This window comes from Microcoleus sp. MON1_C5 (assembly GCF_036701875.1).
GTDB lineage: Bacteria > Cyanobacteriota > Cyanobacteriia > Cyanobacteriales > Microcoleaceae > Microcoleus.
The window spans coordinates 35,476-53,167 of record NZ_JAUBRN010000040.1 but is presented as its reverse complement, the minus strand read 5'-3'; the positions used below and the strand labels follow the sequence as shown (position 1 = coordinate 53,167).

Here is a 17,692-nt window from a genome sequence, read left to right as displayed (position 1 = left end):
AAGATGTAAGCTCAAACCAATAATCTCGTAAACCCGCCCCGACTTTCCTAAGCCTTTAAGAAATTCTGGACAACATAGTTCCCCACATTTCTACCCGCACTCAAACCATCTACGTTAGCACTCATGAAATGAATGCCTCCGTAAATGCGACTCATGCCCGATTCATCGGCCGCTTCGCTGAAGTTTTCAAAGGTTCGCAAAGTGTTGACAGTCCTGTCTCCCCGATCTCCAAAGCCGTAATCCGAACCAAATACAGAACTCATAACAGGATCAGCAGCACCGCTAAAGGTGCTGTGGCCCGACGTGTACTCAGGGAACGGCGGAGTAGTTAGCAACGGAGTCCACAGGGGGTCGGCCGTCGTGTCGGGGTTGTTGTCCGTGTCAGCTTGGCGGATAGCTGTCACCGGCCGCCATAAATTGTAGTGGTACTTGGCATCCCAGCAGCTAATAGCTGCATCGGCCAGAGCAATATTCAGCAGGGCGAACAAGCGGGCGCTATCTTCTAAGGATTGACCAGTCAGAGTCGCTGTTTCTTCGGCGATTTGGTTCCAGTGGCCCGGAGGCGTAAACGTCCCAGCGCCGTTGGCCCAGAATTTGGCGATCGCTGTTTGGTCTGGGGTGCGCGTGAGGCTGTCACTTTTGCCGATTTCTTGGACGTAGTTAAGTTCCTCTGCGTACTTGGCGCTGTCAAGGGCGGGCGGGCCCGACGGGCGGAACTGGGAACCGCTAGTCATGGCAAAGGGAGTAACCTCGGGCCACTGCGGCGCCAGCCCTGCGGCAAGGGCAGGGGGAGTCGGCACCCAACTGCCAAGGTCGGTTTTCGGCGTGTACTGCACTACTTTAGTGATGCCGTCTGTACTCCGCGAACTGATAATTTGGTCGGCAACTTGCTGTCCCAGGACAATCCCGTCTTGTTTGGCTTTGCCGTCGGTAATTTTGGCTAAAGACGATGCGTATACTTCGTTGAATGTGGCTGCTTGCGCTGGGTACACGCTGACTAAGACGCGGTGGGCGGCCGCGGCGGTGGCAGCTTCTGCTGATGTGCCTGCTGGTGGGTCTATTTCCACCAGGTAAGGGCTGTATTTTTTGCTGATGGAGTTAACAGCATCGTAAATGGCTGCGTGAACCATTGCCATGTTGCGGGAAGCGAGGGGAGGCGCGGTGCTGGCTGTCCGCACTGCATTCAGCATGACTCCGTTCCACTCGATGACAGGGTTTGCCGATAGCTGATTTGTGAATTGGTCGCGGTTGATTGTGTTGCTGTTGACTCCCTGCAAGACTGCTAAATACTCGCCCGTGAGTTTGTCTTGAATGACGGTGCTGTTGCTGTTGACTCCGGTGCCTTGCTGGATGTTTAAATCTTCAAAGGTGAGGCCGTCTACCAAGCGAATTTTGTCATTGCCGTTGCCGAAGTCGGCGATGTAGTCGGCTGTGGCTACAGTTGGGCCGCCGCTGCCTTTAGCAATGGCAAATATATCATCGCCTGTGCCGCCGCTCATGGTATCGCTGCCTGCGCCCGCGTAGATGATGTCGTTCCCGGAATCGCCACCAATTAGGTCGGTGCCTTTGCCTCCCCAGAGGATGTCATTGTCCGCACCGCCAAGAATCGTATCGTTGCCTGGGTCGCCGCAGATTTTGTCTTTGCCTGCATCGCCTTCGAGATAGTCGTCTCCGCTGTTGGCATAAATGATGTCGTTGCCATCCAAGGCGTTAAATCTGTCTGGTTCGGTAGTTCCTTGGAAATAGTCAAAGTTAGGAGTTGGGGGGAGGGATGCCATGTTTATTTATTGGATATTTTGATTAAATCGCAAAGCTTTCGTAAACTCTATAGATGCTTAAGTGTGTTTACCCCTAGTTTAATATTATTAAACTTTCTGGCGCGGAAGTAAACACCACAACCCCGCTTTATTGAATCTTTAATATTTAATGGGCTTTTTATGAAGTTTGGCAATCTAAATGTGCGTAAAAATACAGTCCTTAAAACTGCCTCCCATACTGCAACTTAGTTAAAATTTTACAAAAAAACATTTTTTTTTATGTAGAGCCATATAATTTTTACCTTCATAAAAGGTGGGGATTGTGTAACTGAGTAAGTATATATTGATTAAGCACTTCTCAAGGCTGCGATCGGGTCTAGTTTGGCGGCTTGGCGGGCGGGGACAACGCCGAAAAAGAGGCCAACTGCACCGGATACACTGACAGCAAGGACGATCGCCACGGGCGAAATACCAGCTTGCAAGGGCGTGAAATTACCTACAAGCAAGATACCGCCCACACCTACGCAAGTACCGACTATCCCTCCGGCAGCCGACAAAATTACAGCTTCGACAATAAATTGAAACAAGATATCTTGTTGGGATGCGCCGATCGCCTTTCTGAGCCCGATTTCTTGGGTACGTTCGCTGACGGAGGCCAGCATAATGTTCATAATCCCAATGCCGCCGACTAATAGGGAAATGCTGGCAACAGCAGTTAACATAAGAGTCAAAGCGCCGGAAATTGCCCCCATTCTTGCCATTAAATCTTTTTGATTTCTGACATTAAAATCATCTTCGGTAGTAATTTTGTGCCGCAATCTCAGCAGGTTTTCTACCTGAAATTGCGCTGCGTCCATTTGCAATTCATCTTTAATTGAAATAAATATCGACGTGACAGCCAAACCGTAGGGAGATTTGCGCCCGACTATGCGATTGGCCATTGTGGCGATCGGCACAACAGCCGAATTATCGTAATTCGTACCAAAAGATGTCCCTTTGGGCGCCAATACTCCAATTATTTCCATACTGACATTTTTGATCCGCACTTGTTCGCCGAGGGGGTTAGCATTGCCAAACAGTGTTTCGGTCAATTCTGAACCGAGAACCACAACTTGGTTACTTTGTCTGACATCGAGATCGGTCAAAAACCGCCCTTTTGCCATTTCAAAGCTTCTGACTTCTAGAAATTCTGGAATCGTGCCAAAAATTAGAGCCGAAACATTTTTGTTGCTGTAGCGAACTATTTCGGAACTGTTAAGTTCTGCTGACACGCCTTGAACGGAGGGGACTTGAGTTGCGATCGCTTTAGCGTCTGGCAGTACGAGAGTTTGAGGCGCACTTGAGATGGCACTTCGCCTAGCGTTCGGTACTCCCGGCCTCACGATTAATACGTTTGTACCGAGGGATTGAACTTCTGCTGCTACAAATTTTTGAGCTCCTTGCCCAATTCCAATCATTGCAATTACTGAGGCATTGCCCACAATCATGCCAATCATGGTTAAACTGCTGCGAGTTTTGTTTGCTAGTAGTGTTTGGCCTGCCATTTTGACGCTTTCAATAAAATTCATGATTTGTTAAAAAGGAAGAAGGAAGAAGGAAGAAGAAAGAATAAAGAAGAAAGAAAGCCCTATATCATTGTTTGCTGTGCGTCAAAATCCCAGGGCATTGGGATTGCGACGCACAGCGAAAATGACACACTTAATAACTAATTACTAGAGTCAACAGTCAACATTCAACAGCCAACCGTCAACCAACTAATTAAGCACTTCTCAATGCCACAATCGGGTCTAATTTAGCAGCTTGTTTTGCAGGTACGATGCCGAAAAATAAGCCGATGCTGCCGGAAACACCGACTGCAAGTGCGATCGCCACTGGGGAAACGCTAGCTTGCAGAGGAGTAAAAGCAGCGACCAAAAGCACGCCTCCGATACCGAATCCAGTGCCGATCGCCCCGCCTGCCGCCGACAAAATCACAGCCTCTATCATAAACTGAATGAGAATATCCTGCGGAGATGCTCCGATCGCCTTTCTCAGCCCAATTTCCTTCGTGCGTTCGGTAACAGAAACCAGCATGATATTCATAATCCCGATGCCGCCGACAAACAGTGAAATTGCCGCCACGAAAGCCAACATCAACGTCAAAGCACCAGTAATACTGCCCAAAGTCTTCATCAAATCTTTCTGATTTCGGACAGTAAAATCATCCTCTTTAGTAATTTTATGACGCAATCTGAGCAGATTTTCTATTTGAAATTGGGCTGCTTGCATCATAGTTTCATCTTTAATAGCCACCGAAATAAATGTTACTTTTGTACCGTATGGAGACGAGCGACCAACAATTCGATTTGCCATTGTTGTCAGCGGCAAATAAACGTTCATATCTTGATTGTCCCCAAAGCTGGAACCTTTTGCCTGCATGACTCCAATCACTTGAAAGGTCGAGTTTTTGATACGGATGTATTGACCCACTGGCTGTGTATTGCCAAATAATTGTTCTGCTGCTTCCGATCCTAAAGCAACCACATTTTCTTGTCTTTCTAAATCTAATTTGCTTAAAAATCGACCTTGACCGACATCAAAGCTTCTAACTGTCAGAAATTCTGGGGTAGTTCCGACAATGGAAGAGGAAACGTTTTTATTGCGGTAGGTAACGAGTTGACTATCATTGAGAGTTGGTGCGACTTCTTGGACAGAAGCAACTTGAGATGCGATCGCCTCTGCATCTTCCACTACTAAAGTCTGGGGCGGAATCACCGGGCGGGTTTGCGCTTCAGGACTGCCGGGAATAATAAATAGCAAGTTTGAACCCAGAGAGTTAACTTGTCCCTCGATAAATGTTTGAGCTCCTTCCCCGATACCGATCATCGAAATGACAGAAGCATTGCCTATGATAATTCCTAACATCGTCAAGGTGCTGCGAAGCTTGTTTGCCATCAAAGTTGTGACGGCCATTTTGACGCTTTCAACAATATCCATAATTTTTAGAAGGAAGAAGGAAGAAGGAAGAAGGAAGAAGGAAGAGGGAAGAGGGAAAAAGGAGCAATCATGAAATAACAAATAACAAACAACCAATTTGCCATTCACAATTCGTAATGCCCTCGGCCCTCTGCCCCATGCCCTATTTCTGATTCTTGATAATATCCTCTAATTTTTTACCTTGAGGAAGTTCGGTAAAAACGCGATCGCCCGCTTTTGCACCCTCTAAAATCTGAATCTTGTTGCCAATAGTCGAGCCAACCGTAACAGGCTTAAACTTCGGCTGTTGTTTCTCATCAGGAACTAGCACACCCGTTTGACCTTTATTAGTCACAATTGCCACCGTCGGCACAACTAAAGCATTGCTCAGCTTTTGACCGACAAATCTCAAATCTACGTTCATTCCCGATTGCAAGAAATCTTTGCCCGTATCAATGGCAACTCGAACTTGAAATAGGGTCACATCCCGTTCCTTAACAGCTTCCGGCGCAATTAATTTAACGCGACCTTTAAACACTTTATCTGGATAAGCATCAGCCACTATTTCAACTTCTTGGCCCGGTTTAATTTGACTGATATCAGCCTCCGGGACTTTCGCTAAAACTTCCACATCTTTAGCCAAAGCGACAATCGATGTCGAAGTTGCCGAAGTAGCTTCCGATGCCGAAGTTGCCGGAGTTACAAAAGCTCCTTGAATCGCGTATCTTTGGGTAATAACTCCAGCAAAAGGAGCGCGAACTTTCGTATCTTCTAACTGCACTTCTTGAAAGCGAACTTGCGCTTGAGCTTCGGCTAATTCAGCTTGAGCTTGAGCTATTTCTTCCGGGCGAGAACCGTTTTCTTGTGCCGCCAATTGGCTTTTAGCTTCAGCAACTGCTGCTTCGGCTTTGGCGATTTCTTCTGGACGGTTGCCGTTTTCTACTTGCGCTAATTTGCTTTTTGCTTCGGCAACTTCTGCTTCGGCTTGAGCAATTTCTTCGGAGCGCGTGCCGTTTTGCAATTGCTTCAATGCTTGCTGCTCGACTTGCACAGCAGCTTGCAGTTGCTGAATTTGCGACTCCCGACTTTCTTGCAGTTGTTGCAGGCGTCTTTGAGATTCTATTAATTTAGCTTGGGCAGTGCGATTTTCTTTGATCAGTTCATCCAGTTTATCTTTAGCCAGAGCACCTTCTTCCACTAGCGGCCGATTGCGTTCTACCCGTTGAGCGGTTAGTTCGGCTTGGGCTTTACTCGAGTCAATTTGCGTTTGTGCTTGGGCAATTTCTTGTTTGACACTGCCGGTTTGAGCATCTGCTAAACGAGCTTGAGCTTGGGCTAAACGAGCTCGCGCTTGGCTGACTTCTTCAACGCGGCTGCCTGCTCGCAGTCGTTGCAAACCTGCTTGAGTTTGCTGCAAGCGAGCTCTGGCTCCTGCAACTTCTTCCACGCGGCTCCCCGCTTGGACTTGCGCGAGACTGGCCTCGGCTTGCTCTAAGCGCGCTCTGGCGCTGGCGATATCTTCCGATCTGTTTCCTGCTTCGATTTTTGCCAGTTTAGCTCGCACGCTGGCTTCGCGGGCTTTAGCTTGAGCTAGTTGAGCTTCTACATCGCGGCTTTCCATGCGAGCCACGATTTGTCCTGCTTCGACTTTATCGCCCTGTTCGACAAATAATTCTGCGATCCGGCCGGAGCCTTTGGGGCTGAGATTCACGCGCTGTACGGGCTGCACGGTGCCGCTGGACGTGATCCGTACCGTGAGGTTTTGCGCTTCCACCGGCACTGTCATAGTGGCGATCGCATCTACTTTCGGCTGCGATCGACTTTTTGCTATATATATGGTGGTCGGTACAGCTAGCAACCCGGCTGCAACCAACCCAATCGCCCACCGCTGCGGTTTGCGCGCGGGTTTCTTCGGAGACTGCTTTTGGGCGGTTTTGTTATCTGCAATTTTGGTCTCTGCGGCCTTGGTGTCTACAGTCTGAGTATCTTCCACCTTGACCTGAGCAGTTTCCTTTTTAGGGCTAACGATCATACCGACTCACCTAATTTAATCTCAGGATTACCTTTAAAGGTAAAATTTTTGCTGATGCTTGGCATCGTCTTTCAGACTCATCCGATCGGGTGATTTAAAAAAAGTTCCCCAACCCGCACCTGTAAACAATTATAGCCAATCGTTGCAACTTATTAAATAATGTTAAGTTTTTTCAGCCTAAAGAGGTGGGCCCAAACTGAATCGCTCCTGGCTGCTGGCAAATAAAAATATATTTTAGCAGATAATATTGTTTTTGGGATCTAGGCGCGCGCTTCTCACAAGCGATCGCAGTGGGATATGACAGCGTGCGATCGACCGTCACTAGGTTATTGCGGACTCGTGTTAGCGATCGCAGCGGGATCTGCCAGTGCGAATTTCGCAACCACACAGTAGGGACACATTTATTCTCATAAACCCGCTTTCACGGGTAGCAGTGCGTAAGTCCTGAATACATATCCGCCCTGTGTCCACAACAGGTTAAAATATTTTTCAAATCCGTTAAAAATGGAAAATCAAAACAATGAATCGTCCTCAAAGCGTTACAGTTCTGGCAATATTGCAGCTAATTAGCAGCATTTTCAGTCTGCTTGAGGGCTTGTTAATCTTACTTTTGCCAGGCATTTTTGGCGGTCTCGGTGCGGCTTTCGGCGGGGCAAAAATTGGGGCTGCAATCGGCGGCTTCATTGGAATTTTTGCTGCGATAAGTTTTATTTTAGGTTTCCTCTCCTTACTCTTAACTTGGGGTTTGTTTCAACTCAAAAATTGGGCTTGGACGGGAACGTTAATTGTCCATATCATCGCCACCATCGTGCAAATTGTTAGAATGTTTGGCCGCGGCGGTACAGCAGTCAATTTTTTAACTCTGGGTTTTGCAGTGGCTAGCATTTACTACCTGCAGCAGCCGGATGTTAAACAAGCATTTCGTGTCTGATTTCCTTTTCATTAACGGTACTGAATTCTCGGATCGAAAAAAGCATAGGAAATATCAACCGCCAGATTAATCAGTACAAAAGTTACAGCCACAAAAATTACTCCTCCTTGGACAATTGGGTAATCCCGCGTCAGAATACCCGTATAAATCCAAGAACCAATTCCCGGCCACGAGAAAATCGTTTCCGTCAGAATAGCGCCACCTAAAAGAGTGCCGAACTGCAAACCGATAGTTGTGACGATCGGCAAAAAGGCATTTTTCAAAGCGTGTTTCAAAATCACCCAATATTCCGGTAATCCCTTAGCCCTTGCAGTGCGGATGTAATCTTGAGAAAGCACTTCCAGCATCGCCGAACGAGTGATGCGAGCTATAATAGCCAGAGGAATAGTTCCTAAAGTCAAAGCTGGCAGGATTAAATGGGCGATCGCATCCCGCAAAGCCGCCAAATCCCATCTCAGCAACGCATCCAAAACATAAACACCCGTAATCGACTTAAAACTAAACCCCAAATCTACACTAATCCGCCCGCTAGGAGGCAGCCATTTCAGATAAACAGCAAAGAAATAAATCAACATCAATCCCAACCAATACACTGGCAAAGATACCCCAATTAGCGAACCACTCATCGCGAGATTGTCTAGCCAGCTATTTTTCCGAACAGCAGCCAAAATCCCCGCCGGAATACCGATAAAAAGTGCCACCAACATCGCCACCACAGAGAGTTCAAAAGTAGCAGGCCAGCGACTTCTAATTTCATCAATTATGGGAATACCGCTAATAATGCTATTTCCCAAATCAAAGCGCAGCAAACTCCATAAAAAAGCCAAATATTGCAAAGGCAAAGGCTGATTCAGACCCAACCTTGCTTTCAAAGCTTCCACTTGTTCGGGAGTTCCCCGTTCTCCCAAAAGCACTGTAGCTGGGTCTCCTGGTATCAAATGCAAAAATATAAATACTAGCAGAGTGATTCCGAAAAGGACTGGCAATAGTCCCAGCAAACGTTTAAGAATATATTTAGCCATAATTAGATTTGAGATTTGAGATTTGAGATTTGAGAACAAGAATATGAATATAAAAGTAAATTTAGGTAAAGTATGAGGAACAAAAGAGAAGATATTTTGATCAACAGTGACATACTTACGCACATACTGACGCAGACATAGGCTGTTGTAAGATTGATTTTATTTTGGGTGAATCTTGCAGGCGATCGCACTCGATAAAAACGAGCGATCTCACCTTTAACTGCAATGTACGCATTTGGTGACATAAACTAATTTGTGAGGTGTATTATGCCTTCCTCAACAATATCAGCACGCACGATCGCATTTATCGACACTCAAGTAGAAAATTATCAAAGTCTAGTTGCAGGAGTAAAACCAGGAACAGAGGTGGTGGTTCTGGAAACAACAGGAGATGCGATCGCCCAAATCACTCAAGTCTTAGCAACTCACACCAATGTTGACAGTATTCATCTAATTTCCCACGGCAGCCCAGGCAATTTGCAACTCGGCAAAACAAGACTGTGTTTGGATAACCTCAAAACTTACGAAAACCAATTGCAGCAATGGCGACACGCTTTAACTCTAGATGCAGACATCCTAATTTACGGTTGCAGCGTAGCATCTGACCTCACCCCCAATCCCTTCTCCTGCAAGGATATGGGGGGATTGACACCCCCCTCTCCTCCCAGGGGAGGAGAGGTTCCCTTCCTCCAACGCATTGCCGCCCTCACAGGTGCAAATATCGCCGCATCTGGCAATCCTACCGGAAGTGCAGCCAAAGGTGGCGACTGGGAACTGGAAGTGAGAACAGGAGAAATTAAAACACAATTGGTATTTGAACCAGATGTAATGGCAACTTACCAAGCAGTTTTTGCTGCGGGCGACTTAGATATCAGCTTCGGCACTGGCGGAACAGTAACAACAAGTGTTAGTGGCAGCCGGGACTGGGCCAGCGACGTAGCTATCCAATCGGACGGCAAAATTGTTGTGGGAGGGAGTACTGATGTCGGTAATTTTGCCATTTCTCGCCACAACAATGACGGCAGTCTAGATGCCAACTTCGGGACAGGTGGTAAAGTAATTACAGATTTTGGGTTGACAGCCAGCTCTAGTGGACTAGCAATTCAGCCTGATGGCAAAATTGTAATGGTGGGGAACGTCAATCAAAACTTTGCGGTTGCTCGCTATAACCTAAATGGTAGTCTGGATACAACTTTTGGAATCGGTGGCACAGTCACCACAGATTTTAGCGGGAGCGACTTTGCTTATGTCGCACTTATTCAGCCCGATGGCAAAATTGTTGCGGTGGGTGGTAGTAACCAGAAACTCACCACCGTCGGCGAGGTTAACCGCTATGCCCTTGCCCGCTATAACAGCGATGGCACTTTGGATACCACCTTTGGCAATGGTGGCAAGGTAACTGCCAATGATAATAGGATCGCCTCGGCCGTGGATGCAGTCCTTCAGGCTGATGGCAAAATTCTCGTAATTCTCGTAGGAGCAGGGCCGACAAGTGATAGTGACTTTGAAGTCATCCGCTTTAACAGCAACGGCACTCTGGATACCGCCTTTGGCAGTAATGGTAAAGTTACTACCGACTTTGGCTTTGGTGACATGGGCTATGGCATACTCCTTCAGCCTGACGGCAAATTTGTGGTACTAGGAACCACCGGCTATTTTTCAAATTCAGACTTTGCTCTTGCCCGCTACAACAGTAACGGTACTCTGGATACGACTTTTGGAACTGGTGGCAAAGTAACCACAAATTTTGAAAGTTCCGATTGGGCTGGGGATTTAGTTCTGCAACTAGATGGCAAAATTATCGCGGTAGGACGAGTCGGTAATGATTCTGCCACCGTCCGCTACAACAGCGACGGCAGCTTGGATAATACCTTTGGCACTGGCGGTAAAGTAATTACCAAATTCCCAATTCCCATCACGAGCAGCCCTAATAACTTCTTTGCTACCGCAGTAACTCTCCAGTCAGACAGTAAAATTGTGGTGGCAGGCGTAGCTGGTGGTCAGTTTGCTCTTGCTCGTTACATTGGTACTACTCTCACACCAAGCCCGACACCTGCACCAACCCCTACTCCCACAGTTACTCCCACTCCCAGCCCAACGCCTGCACCAACCCCTACTCCCACAGATACTCCCACTCCAACGCCGACGCCTACTTTCACACCAACTCCTACGGCAACACCAACGCCCTCAATCACTCCGACACCATCTGTGACGCCAACACCGACGACATCCGTCACTCCGACACCAACGCCAACGCCCAATCCGACATCCACACCAACGCCATCTGTCACGCCAACGCCCAATCCGACATCAACACCAACGCCATCTGTCACACCGACACCAACGCCATCTGTGACGCCAACACCGACGACATCCGTCACTCCGACACCAACGCCAACGCCTAATCCGACATCCACACCAACGCCCTCAATCACGTCAACGCCCACTCCGACATCAACACCAACGCCCTCTGTCACACCGACACCGCTGTCCAACTCTTCTCCAATTATCGGTACTGATGGCGACGATTTCCTTCCAGGCGATCGCAGCAACGATACCATTAGCGGTAAACAGGGAAACGATACCCTCAGTGGTCTTGATGGCAATGATTGGATGCATGGTCATCAGGGAAGTGATTTTCTCGAAGGTAGCAACGGGGATGATACGCTTTACGGTGGCAAGGGCAATGATACTTTGCTTGCGGGTAACGGTGAGAATGTTTTATTTGGCGCGAGCGCTTCTGACAGTCTCATTGGCGGTGAAGGGAATGATACTCTCTACGGCGGTCAGGGAAATGATACCCTATTTGGCAGCTTGGGAAATGATTGTTTAATTGGAGGTTTGGGCAGCGATCGATTCCTCTTAGGACTTGATGTCGGAACAGATACCATTTTAGATTTTGAAGACGAGAAAGATTTGCTCACACTTGCTAGCGGTATCACCTTCTCTCAATTAGCAATTACTCAAAGTAACAGTGCAACTTTAATCCGGTTTGTGCCAACAGGAGAAATCTTGGCATCTCTGAGCACGATATCGGCGAGTCAAATTAATGCTGCCGACTTCACTTTCCTCTAAAACATGACTTACGCATAAACTCTATCTGTAGGGTGCATCTCACTTTTGGAAGGGCGAAGCATTTCGGCAGGCAATTTATTAATGAGAACCAGAGATTTACTGCCGGAATGCTTCGCCCCTACGAATATATTTGCAAAACTGAGATGCACCCTATTTGTTGCATCTCACTCTAACTTCTCAATTTTTGCTCACTTCCTCAAAAGACTCAGACCCCAAAGGACTCGGAATCCAACCTTGAATATTCTTGCGTTTGCCTAAAAGCGGCTGCGAATGTACGATCGGCAAACGCACAGCTTCCTCGTGCAAAATCTGGCTAACTTCCGCATAAATTTTCGCCCTAGCTGCTTTATCGCCACTGGCCCTCCCCCGATCCAAAAGTTCCAGAACTTTCGGATTTTTCCAATTTCCCAAATCCCCCGTGGAACCAGGCCCGAAGTGAGGATAATAAAAATTGTCTGGATCGCCGTAATCTCCAATCCAACCCATCATAAAAGCTTGAAATCCGGGAGGTTTTACCCGATCGGCTAAATAAGCAGACCAATCCTTTGTCAGCAATTTTACCCGAATCCCGATCGCGCTCAAATCCGCCGCAAAAGCCTCAGCAATCGGCTTCGGCGTGGGAAAATAGGGACGGCTGACGGGCATATACCACAAATCCAAATCAAAACCGTTCGGATAACCGGCTTTCGCGAGCATTGCTTTAGCTTGCTGCGGGTTAAATTCATAATCTTTAACTTTATCAGACGCCGCCCAATTCAGCGCAGGCGGGATAAATTGCGAATCATGTTTTCCGAGTTCTCCCCAGAAAGCTTTGACTATTGCTGGCTTGTTAATTGTTTGGGCGATCGCCCGCCTGACTTCCGGTTTTGACAAAGGTTCGTAACTCGGATTTAACCCTAAATAACCGACATTAAAAGAAGGTCGCACAACAGCTTCTAAATTAGGATCTGCTTGAACCTCTTTCAATTGATCCGGCGTTAAATCCACAGTAAAATCAAGTTGTCCTGCTCGCAACTGAGCCAGTCTCGCCGCCGGGTCGTCAACAAAGCGAAATACCAATTGATTGACTTTTGGCGTGCCAGTTTTCCAATAATTCGGATTTTTCTCCAAAACAATGCGATCGCCCGATCGCCATTCCTTAAACACAAAAGGCCCCGTACCCACCGCCAGCGACCCCGGAGTGCCGTACTTAGCACCCGCTTTTTTCACCGCCGCCGGACTCGCCATCCCGAAATAAGCGGAACCTATCGCCGACGGAAAAGCAGCAAAAGGTCGATTCAAAACAAATTTAATTGTAGACTTATCAACAACCGCCACATCTTTTACTAAAGAATCTTTTTCTCCCTTAAACCCGCCAAAAAGATCTTTCCAAATCGGATAATTCTTGCCCGCTTCTCGAAAACCGTTAGGATTTTTCGCATCCCACCAGCGATCCACATTAAACTTAACAGCTTCCGCATCAAAATCCGTGCCGTCGTGAAACTTTACCCCGGAACGCAATTTAAAAGTCCAAGTTTTACCATCTTTAGAACTTGACCATTCAGTAGCCAGACTCGGTTCAAGTTCCACAGTTCCCGGTTTGAAATCAGTCAAGCGATTGTAAATTTGGTCGATAACAACCACCGAATTGCCATCAGTAATATTTCCCGGTTCCAGATTGACCGGCGGCCCGCCCGCACCGTAAACTAAAGCCCCAGCCGGAACCGCAGCAGGAGTTGTCGGAGTTGGAGAATTATTGCTAACCGTGTTTGAAGGAGTGCCGCAATTTGATAAAATTACAGCCATCCCAAAAAATAAACCTAATAAAACCAAACGCCATAATTTTAACAATTTCATCTCAATAGCTCCCGTTTACTAGCAAACTGCACTCATGTAATAATAAAATGGTAATTCTCCCCGGCTCTTCCCTCTGCGAACTCTGCACTCTCTGCGGTTAATTTAATAAATTCTATCAGGACTTACGCAACTGTCACAAGCACTCGCGGCTCAGCCACACCATCCGCCCAAAAACAAGACCCTAAACATAGTTAGGGATAGAACTGGTAAACTCCAGTTCTATCCTAACTATTTCTGAACCTATCAAGCAGCTTTTTCTCCAAAAAACTTTAGCCGTTTCAACCACTTCTGCCAGTATTCCAGCAATTGTTGGCGTTCCAACACAAATATTTCCGCATCTTCACCTGGAAGAGCCACAACAATCAAAGCATTAACAATTTTATTACCAAACAGACTTTCACCATAGCATCGATTAATTGCCCCACCATAAGCCACTAACTGTAAAGGCTTGTCGTAGAGTTTTGCTAATCGCATTTTAGGTTCTTCAGCAGTTGTCCACTCAATAGTACACGGAACACCTTGATAACGGGCAACTAAATCAACTTTCCCGGCGTATCCTTCCACATAATTTGGCACAACAGTCTCGACCAACTGGAGATCGCTAAGTTTCTCCAGTACAGGCTGAACGCTATAACAATAGGGCTGAATTAGGCTGGAAGCAGTGGGAGATAGCCCTTGCAAATAATCCTTAACCCACTGATGCAATAGTTCTCCCCGGCGACGGCTGGTTACAGCAATGCGATTTGCTTCTGTGTTCCCTACTTTCTTGCGCCAATTAGAAAGAGCAGCTACAGACTCAATCGGCTGTGTAGCCTTAAGTATTGTGGTAACTGGTGGTAGAAGAATGCCATTTTTGCCTTGGTAGTAAAAGCGTCCATTGATGTAGGTTCCTTTCATAAATTCTGAGGGTTAAATCACTACATCAACTAGCTTCGAGGGTCAGTGTCTGAGATTGAGTTCGGATAAGGTTCTCCAAATGTATGATTTTGGGTATTATTTTAGGTATGGGTTTCAAAAGACTCGGTTAAAGTGGATATAAAGTATGTAGTTAGGGTATGGCAAGAAAAACGCTTCGGGTAGATCCAGAAAAACTAAAAAAGGTAAAAAGGGTTTTTGAGGGTACAGGATGGACACAACAGGAACTGGCAAACGAGGTAGGTCTATCTACTCGTCAGCCAATTGGTAAATTTCTTGGTGGCAAGACTGTTGACCACAGCTACTTCAAAGAAATCTGCTTCAAGCTCGGCCTAGAGTGGCAAGATATTGCTTACCTGCCCAAAAATATTGAATTTGAACCAGAGGAGAAAAAGCAGAGTAATCCTCCTCCACCCCAAGATGTTGAACCTGAGCTAGTTGAGAAGGTACTGGATAATAGCTGGGATATTGATGACTTGGTGCAAGAGGTACGCGAGAATTGCCGCGAGATGATTCAAGACCAATGTGGGACAATGCGATCGCCCACTAGGTCGCAACGCCTTGACGTAAGTGACCTCTACACCAACGTCAACATTCTGGAAAAAATTACCAGTTATCGGCGGCGCGAAATTGATGAACTGTTGCAAGACTGTAATTCAGAAAACTTCGATCGCTTCGGACTTGGCCAAGTAACTGAACCACGAATACCAGGACTAAAAGCAGTTGAAAACCATCCTAAATTAATGGTGTTGGGTAAGCCAGGCTCGGGAAAAACTACATTTTTGAAGCATTTAGCAATCCAGTGCAATAAAGGTAACTTTCAATCTCATCGCGTCCCAATTTTTATCGAGCTCAAGCCGTTTGCAGAAACAGAAGGAAAACCGAGCTTACTGGAATACATCATCCAGATTTTTTCTGATTGTGATGTCTCGGCTGAACAAATAGCTGTGCTATTGAAGCACGGTAAAACAATGGTTTTACTCGATGGTTTGGATGAAGTAAAAGATGAGGATAACAACCGTGTCATCAAGCAAGTTCGCGATTTTTCAGACAAGTTTCGCACGAATCACTTTGTAATAAGTTGCCGGATTGCAGCAGAAGATTATACTTTTGAGAAGTTTACAGAGGTTGAAGTCGCAGATTTTGATGACGAGCAGATTGATACCTTTGCCCAGAAATGGTTTCAGAGTAAAGAACCTGCCAAAGCCGAAGAATTTATTGAACAGCTTATGGAAAATGACCGGATTCGAGAACTGGCAACAACTCCGTTACTGCTAACGCTGTTATGTTGGGTGTTTGAAGAATCAGCCAAATTCCCTGTTAATCGTTGGGAACTTTATGAAGAAGGAGTGGATATCCTGCTGAGAAGATGGGATGAAACCCGAAAAATAGAGCGAGAGCAGATTTATAAAAATTTATCATTGCAGCACAAGAAAGATTTACTGAGTCAAATTGCTCTGACTACCTTTGAGCGGGGAGACTATTTCTTTAAACAGAAACAACTCGAACAGGATATTTCTGATTACATCCGCAATTTGCCCGATGCTCAAAACGGCCCGGAGGCTTTGCAACTGGATAGTGAGATGGTTGTGAAGTCCATTGAGGCGCAACATGGGTTATTGGTGGAACGGGCGCAAAAAATCTACTCTTTCTCTCACTTAACTTTTCAAGAGTATTTCACGGCTAGGGCACTTGTTAGCAATTCTGATCCACAAGCTTTGCAAAAGCTGGCTTGTCACCTTACGGAGCCACGTTGGCGTGAGGTCTTTTTACTGGCTGTTGAGATGTTGCCGTCTGCCGATAATCTGCTACGCTTAATGAAGCTACAGATCGATCGACTTCTAGATTTAGATAAAGATTTACATAATTTTATCAGTTGGCTTAACATAAAATCAAGCACAGCCTATGTATCGTTTTATAAAAAAGCAGCTATACGCGCTTTCTATTTGGAATTTGCTTGTAGACCATACATTTTCTATGTTTTAGAAGATCTATTTCCCTCGCAATTTGCAGAAGACTTAAAAAAGGAGTATAATTTTATTTTTCTTAATTTGGAAGAAGAATTTAACTTCCTTAGATATCAGGAAACAGCGATAGATGTATACCTGTTGAGGGTTTTTAATGATTTACGCCAGGGCGACATTGACTCAGTTGATTTAGAGGAGGCTCTTGAATTATCAAGGTTACTTGATAGCGATTGCCCTCTACATCAAACTCTTGACGAACTTAAAATTCAAAAAAATACAGAAGAGGCAAGCAAAGGTGACTATTTAGATTGGATCACAGAAAACAGTGCCATTTTCGCCGATAAATTAAGGCAACAGATTATCAACTATAGAAATATAGGTCACGCTTGGATCTTCAGGGAAAATACGGAGGATGTGCTACTACAGTATCATGATGCAAATAAGTTGCTAGTTATTTGTCTTAATAGTGATACTGCTCATGTATCTTCTAAAGTGCGAAAAGAGATTGAGGAGACGTTATTGTTATCAAAAGATGAGATTGAAAAGTGGAGACAACAAGAACCCACATCTACTTAAATATAGCGTTTCTTAATTCAGCGGGGTACATCCATATCGCTGGGATGGCAAGGGTTTTAAGTCATCTAGCTGTACCTTTGCGTAAGCCCTGGCTATATTCAAACCAAACAGAATCTAAATATATTCTTCACGTGTCCCCTATTGATAGATCATAAAAAATTGTCCGCTCTCAAGAAAGCCCCGTGAATGACGTACCAAAAGCCCAAGCGATGACTGATGCAGAAGTGGAAGCACTGTTAGATACCACCGACGGTTTATTGAAGCTATAAAATATGGGACACGCCGATGATATCATGTTGGAATTGGCGGGAATTTGCGATCGCGATCGAGTCACACTCGGCGGCGTCGTCGATACCCGCAATTGCAAAAAACCCCTGAGCACCAACGTCCAAATTATCGATCGCACATTCATTCGAGGGCAAAATCTCAACTCACACCTTTACATTAGGCTACCCAACCAGCATGAAAGCCAACGTTTGCGGCCCAGCTAGAGGGGTCATTCGATTTTAGATTTTAGATTTTAGATTTACTCCATGAATCTGGGAGCTTGAACAAGAGTCTAAAATTTTAATCTCTCCACCACGTCGGGGGCTTGTATCGGTTTTTGGGCGGGTCACAAATGGCAA

At 46.0% G+C, this 17,692-nt stretch carries 10 protein-coding genes and 1 pseudogene; 4 read left to right on the top strand and 7 right to left on the bottom strand.

Annotated elements, in window-relative coordinates; all coding sequences use genetic code 11:
* Positions 1–47: 47 nt before the first annotated feature.
* From QUA71_RS19190 to QUA71_RS19175, 4 genes are all read right to left on the bottom strand, one after another.
* On the bottom strand, positions 48–1,778 hold the full coding sequence (locus QUA71_RS19190) for a chemotaxis protein CheB (protein ID WP_333287377.1): 1,731 nt from the start codon (positions 1,776–1,778) through the stop codon (positions 48–50).
* Between the two features lie 326 nt (positions 1,779–2,104).
* Positions 2,105–3,325, bottom strand: coding sequence for an ABC transporter permease (locus QUA71_RS19185; protein WP_333287375.1), 1,221 nt, complete (start codon positions 3,323–3,325; stop codon positions 2,105–2,107).
* 190 nt (positions 3,326–3,515) lie between these two features.
* Positions 3,516–4,733, bottom strand: a complete 1,218-nt coding sequence (locus QUA71_RS19180; protein ID WP_333287373.1) for an ABC transporter permease — start codon at positions 4,731–4,733, stop codon at positions 3,516–3,518.
* 142 nt (positions 4,734–4,875) lie between these two features.
* On the bottom strand, positions 4,876–6,744 hold the full coding sequence (locus tag QUA71_RS19175) for an efflux RND transporter periplasmic adaptor subunit (protein WP_333287371.1): 1,869 nt from the start codon (positions 6,742–6,744) through the stop codon (positions 4,876–4,878).
* A gap of 520 nt (positions 6,745–7,264) precedes the next feature.
* Between QUA71_RS19175 and QUA71_RS19170 the strand changes: the two genes are divergently transcribed.
* The gene (locus QUA71_RS19170; protein ID WP_333287369.1) at positions 7,265–7,675 is read left to right on the top strand and encodes a hypothetical protein; all 411 of its coding nucleotides are present in this window, start codon (positions 7,265–7,267) and stop codon (positions 7,673–7,675) included.
* Between the two features lie 11 nt (positions 7,676–7,686).
* On the opposite strand, the gene QUA71_RS19165 is transcribed toward QUA71_RS19170, so the two are convergent.
* Positions 7,687–8,697: an ABC transporter permease gene (locus QUA71_RS19165; protein ID WP_333287367.1), complete on the bottom strand. Its 1,011-nt coding sequence runs from the start codon at positions 8,695–8,697 to the stop codon at positions 7,687–7,689.
* A 267-nt stretch (positions 8,698–8,964) separates the two neighbouring features.
* Between QUA71_RS19165 and QUA71_RS19160 the strand changes: the two genes are divergently transcribed.
* The gene (locus QUA71_RS19160) at positions 8,965–11,772 is read left to right on the top strand and encodes a DUF4347 domain-containing protein (protein WP_333287365.1); all 2,808 of its coding nucleotides are present in this window, start codon (positions 8,965–8,967) and stop codon (positions 11,770–11,772) included.
* Positions 11,773–11,949: 177 nt separating this feature from the next.
* On the opposite strand, the gene QUA71_RS19155 is transcribed toward QUA71_RS19160, so the two are convergent.
* Together QUA71_RS19155 and QUA71_RS19150 are read right to left on the bottom strand one after the other, a co-directional pair.
* The gene (locus QUA71_RS19155; protein WP_333287363.1) at positions 11,950–13,608 is read right to left on the bottom strand and encodes an ABC transporter substrate-binding protein; all 1,659 of its coding nucleotides are present in this window, start codon (positions 13,606–13,608) and stop codon (positions 11,950–11,952) included.
* 243 nt (positions 13,609–13,851) lie between these two features.
* Positions 13,852–14,505, bottom strand: coding sequence for a hypothetical protein (locus QUA71_RS19150; protein ID WP_333287361.1), 654 nt, complete (start codon positions 14,503–14,505; stop codon positions 13,852–13,854).
* A gap of 158 nt (positions 14,506–14,663) precedes the next feature.
* Between QUA71_RS19150 and QUA71_RS19145 the strand changes: the two genes are divergently transcribed.
* The gene (locus QUA71_RS19145) at positions 14,664–17,066 is read left to right on the top strand and encodes an NACHT domain-containing NTPase (RefSeq protein ID WP_333287359.1); all 2,403 of its coding nucleotides are present in this window, start codon (positions 14,664–14,666) and stop codon (positions 17,064–17,066) included.
* A 197-nt stretch (positions 17,067–17,263) separates the two neighbouring features.
* Positions 17,264–17,570, top strand: a pseudogene (locus QUA71_RS19140) (saccharopine dehydrogenase-like oxidoreductase); the annotation flags it as partial.
* Positions 17,571–17,692 lie beyond the last annotated feature (122 nt).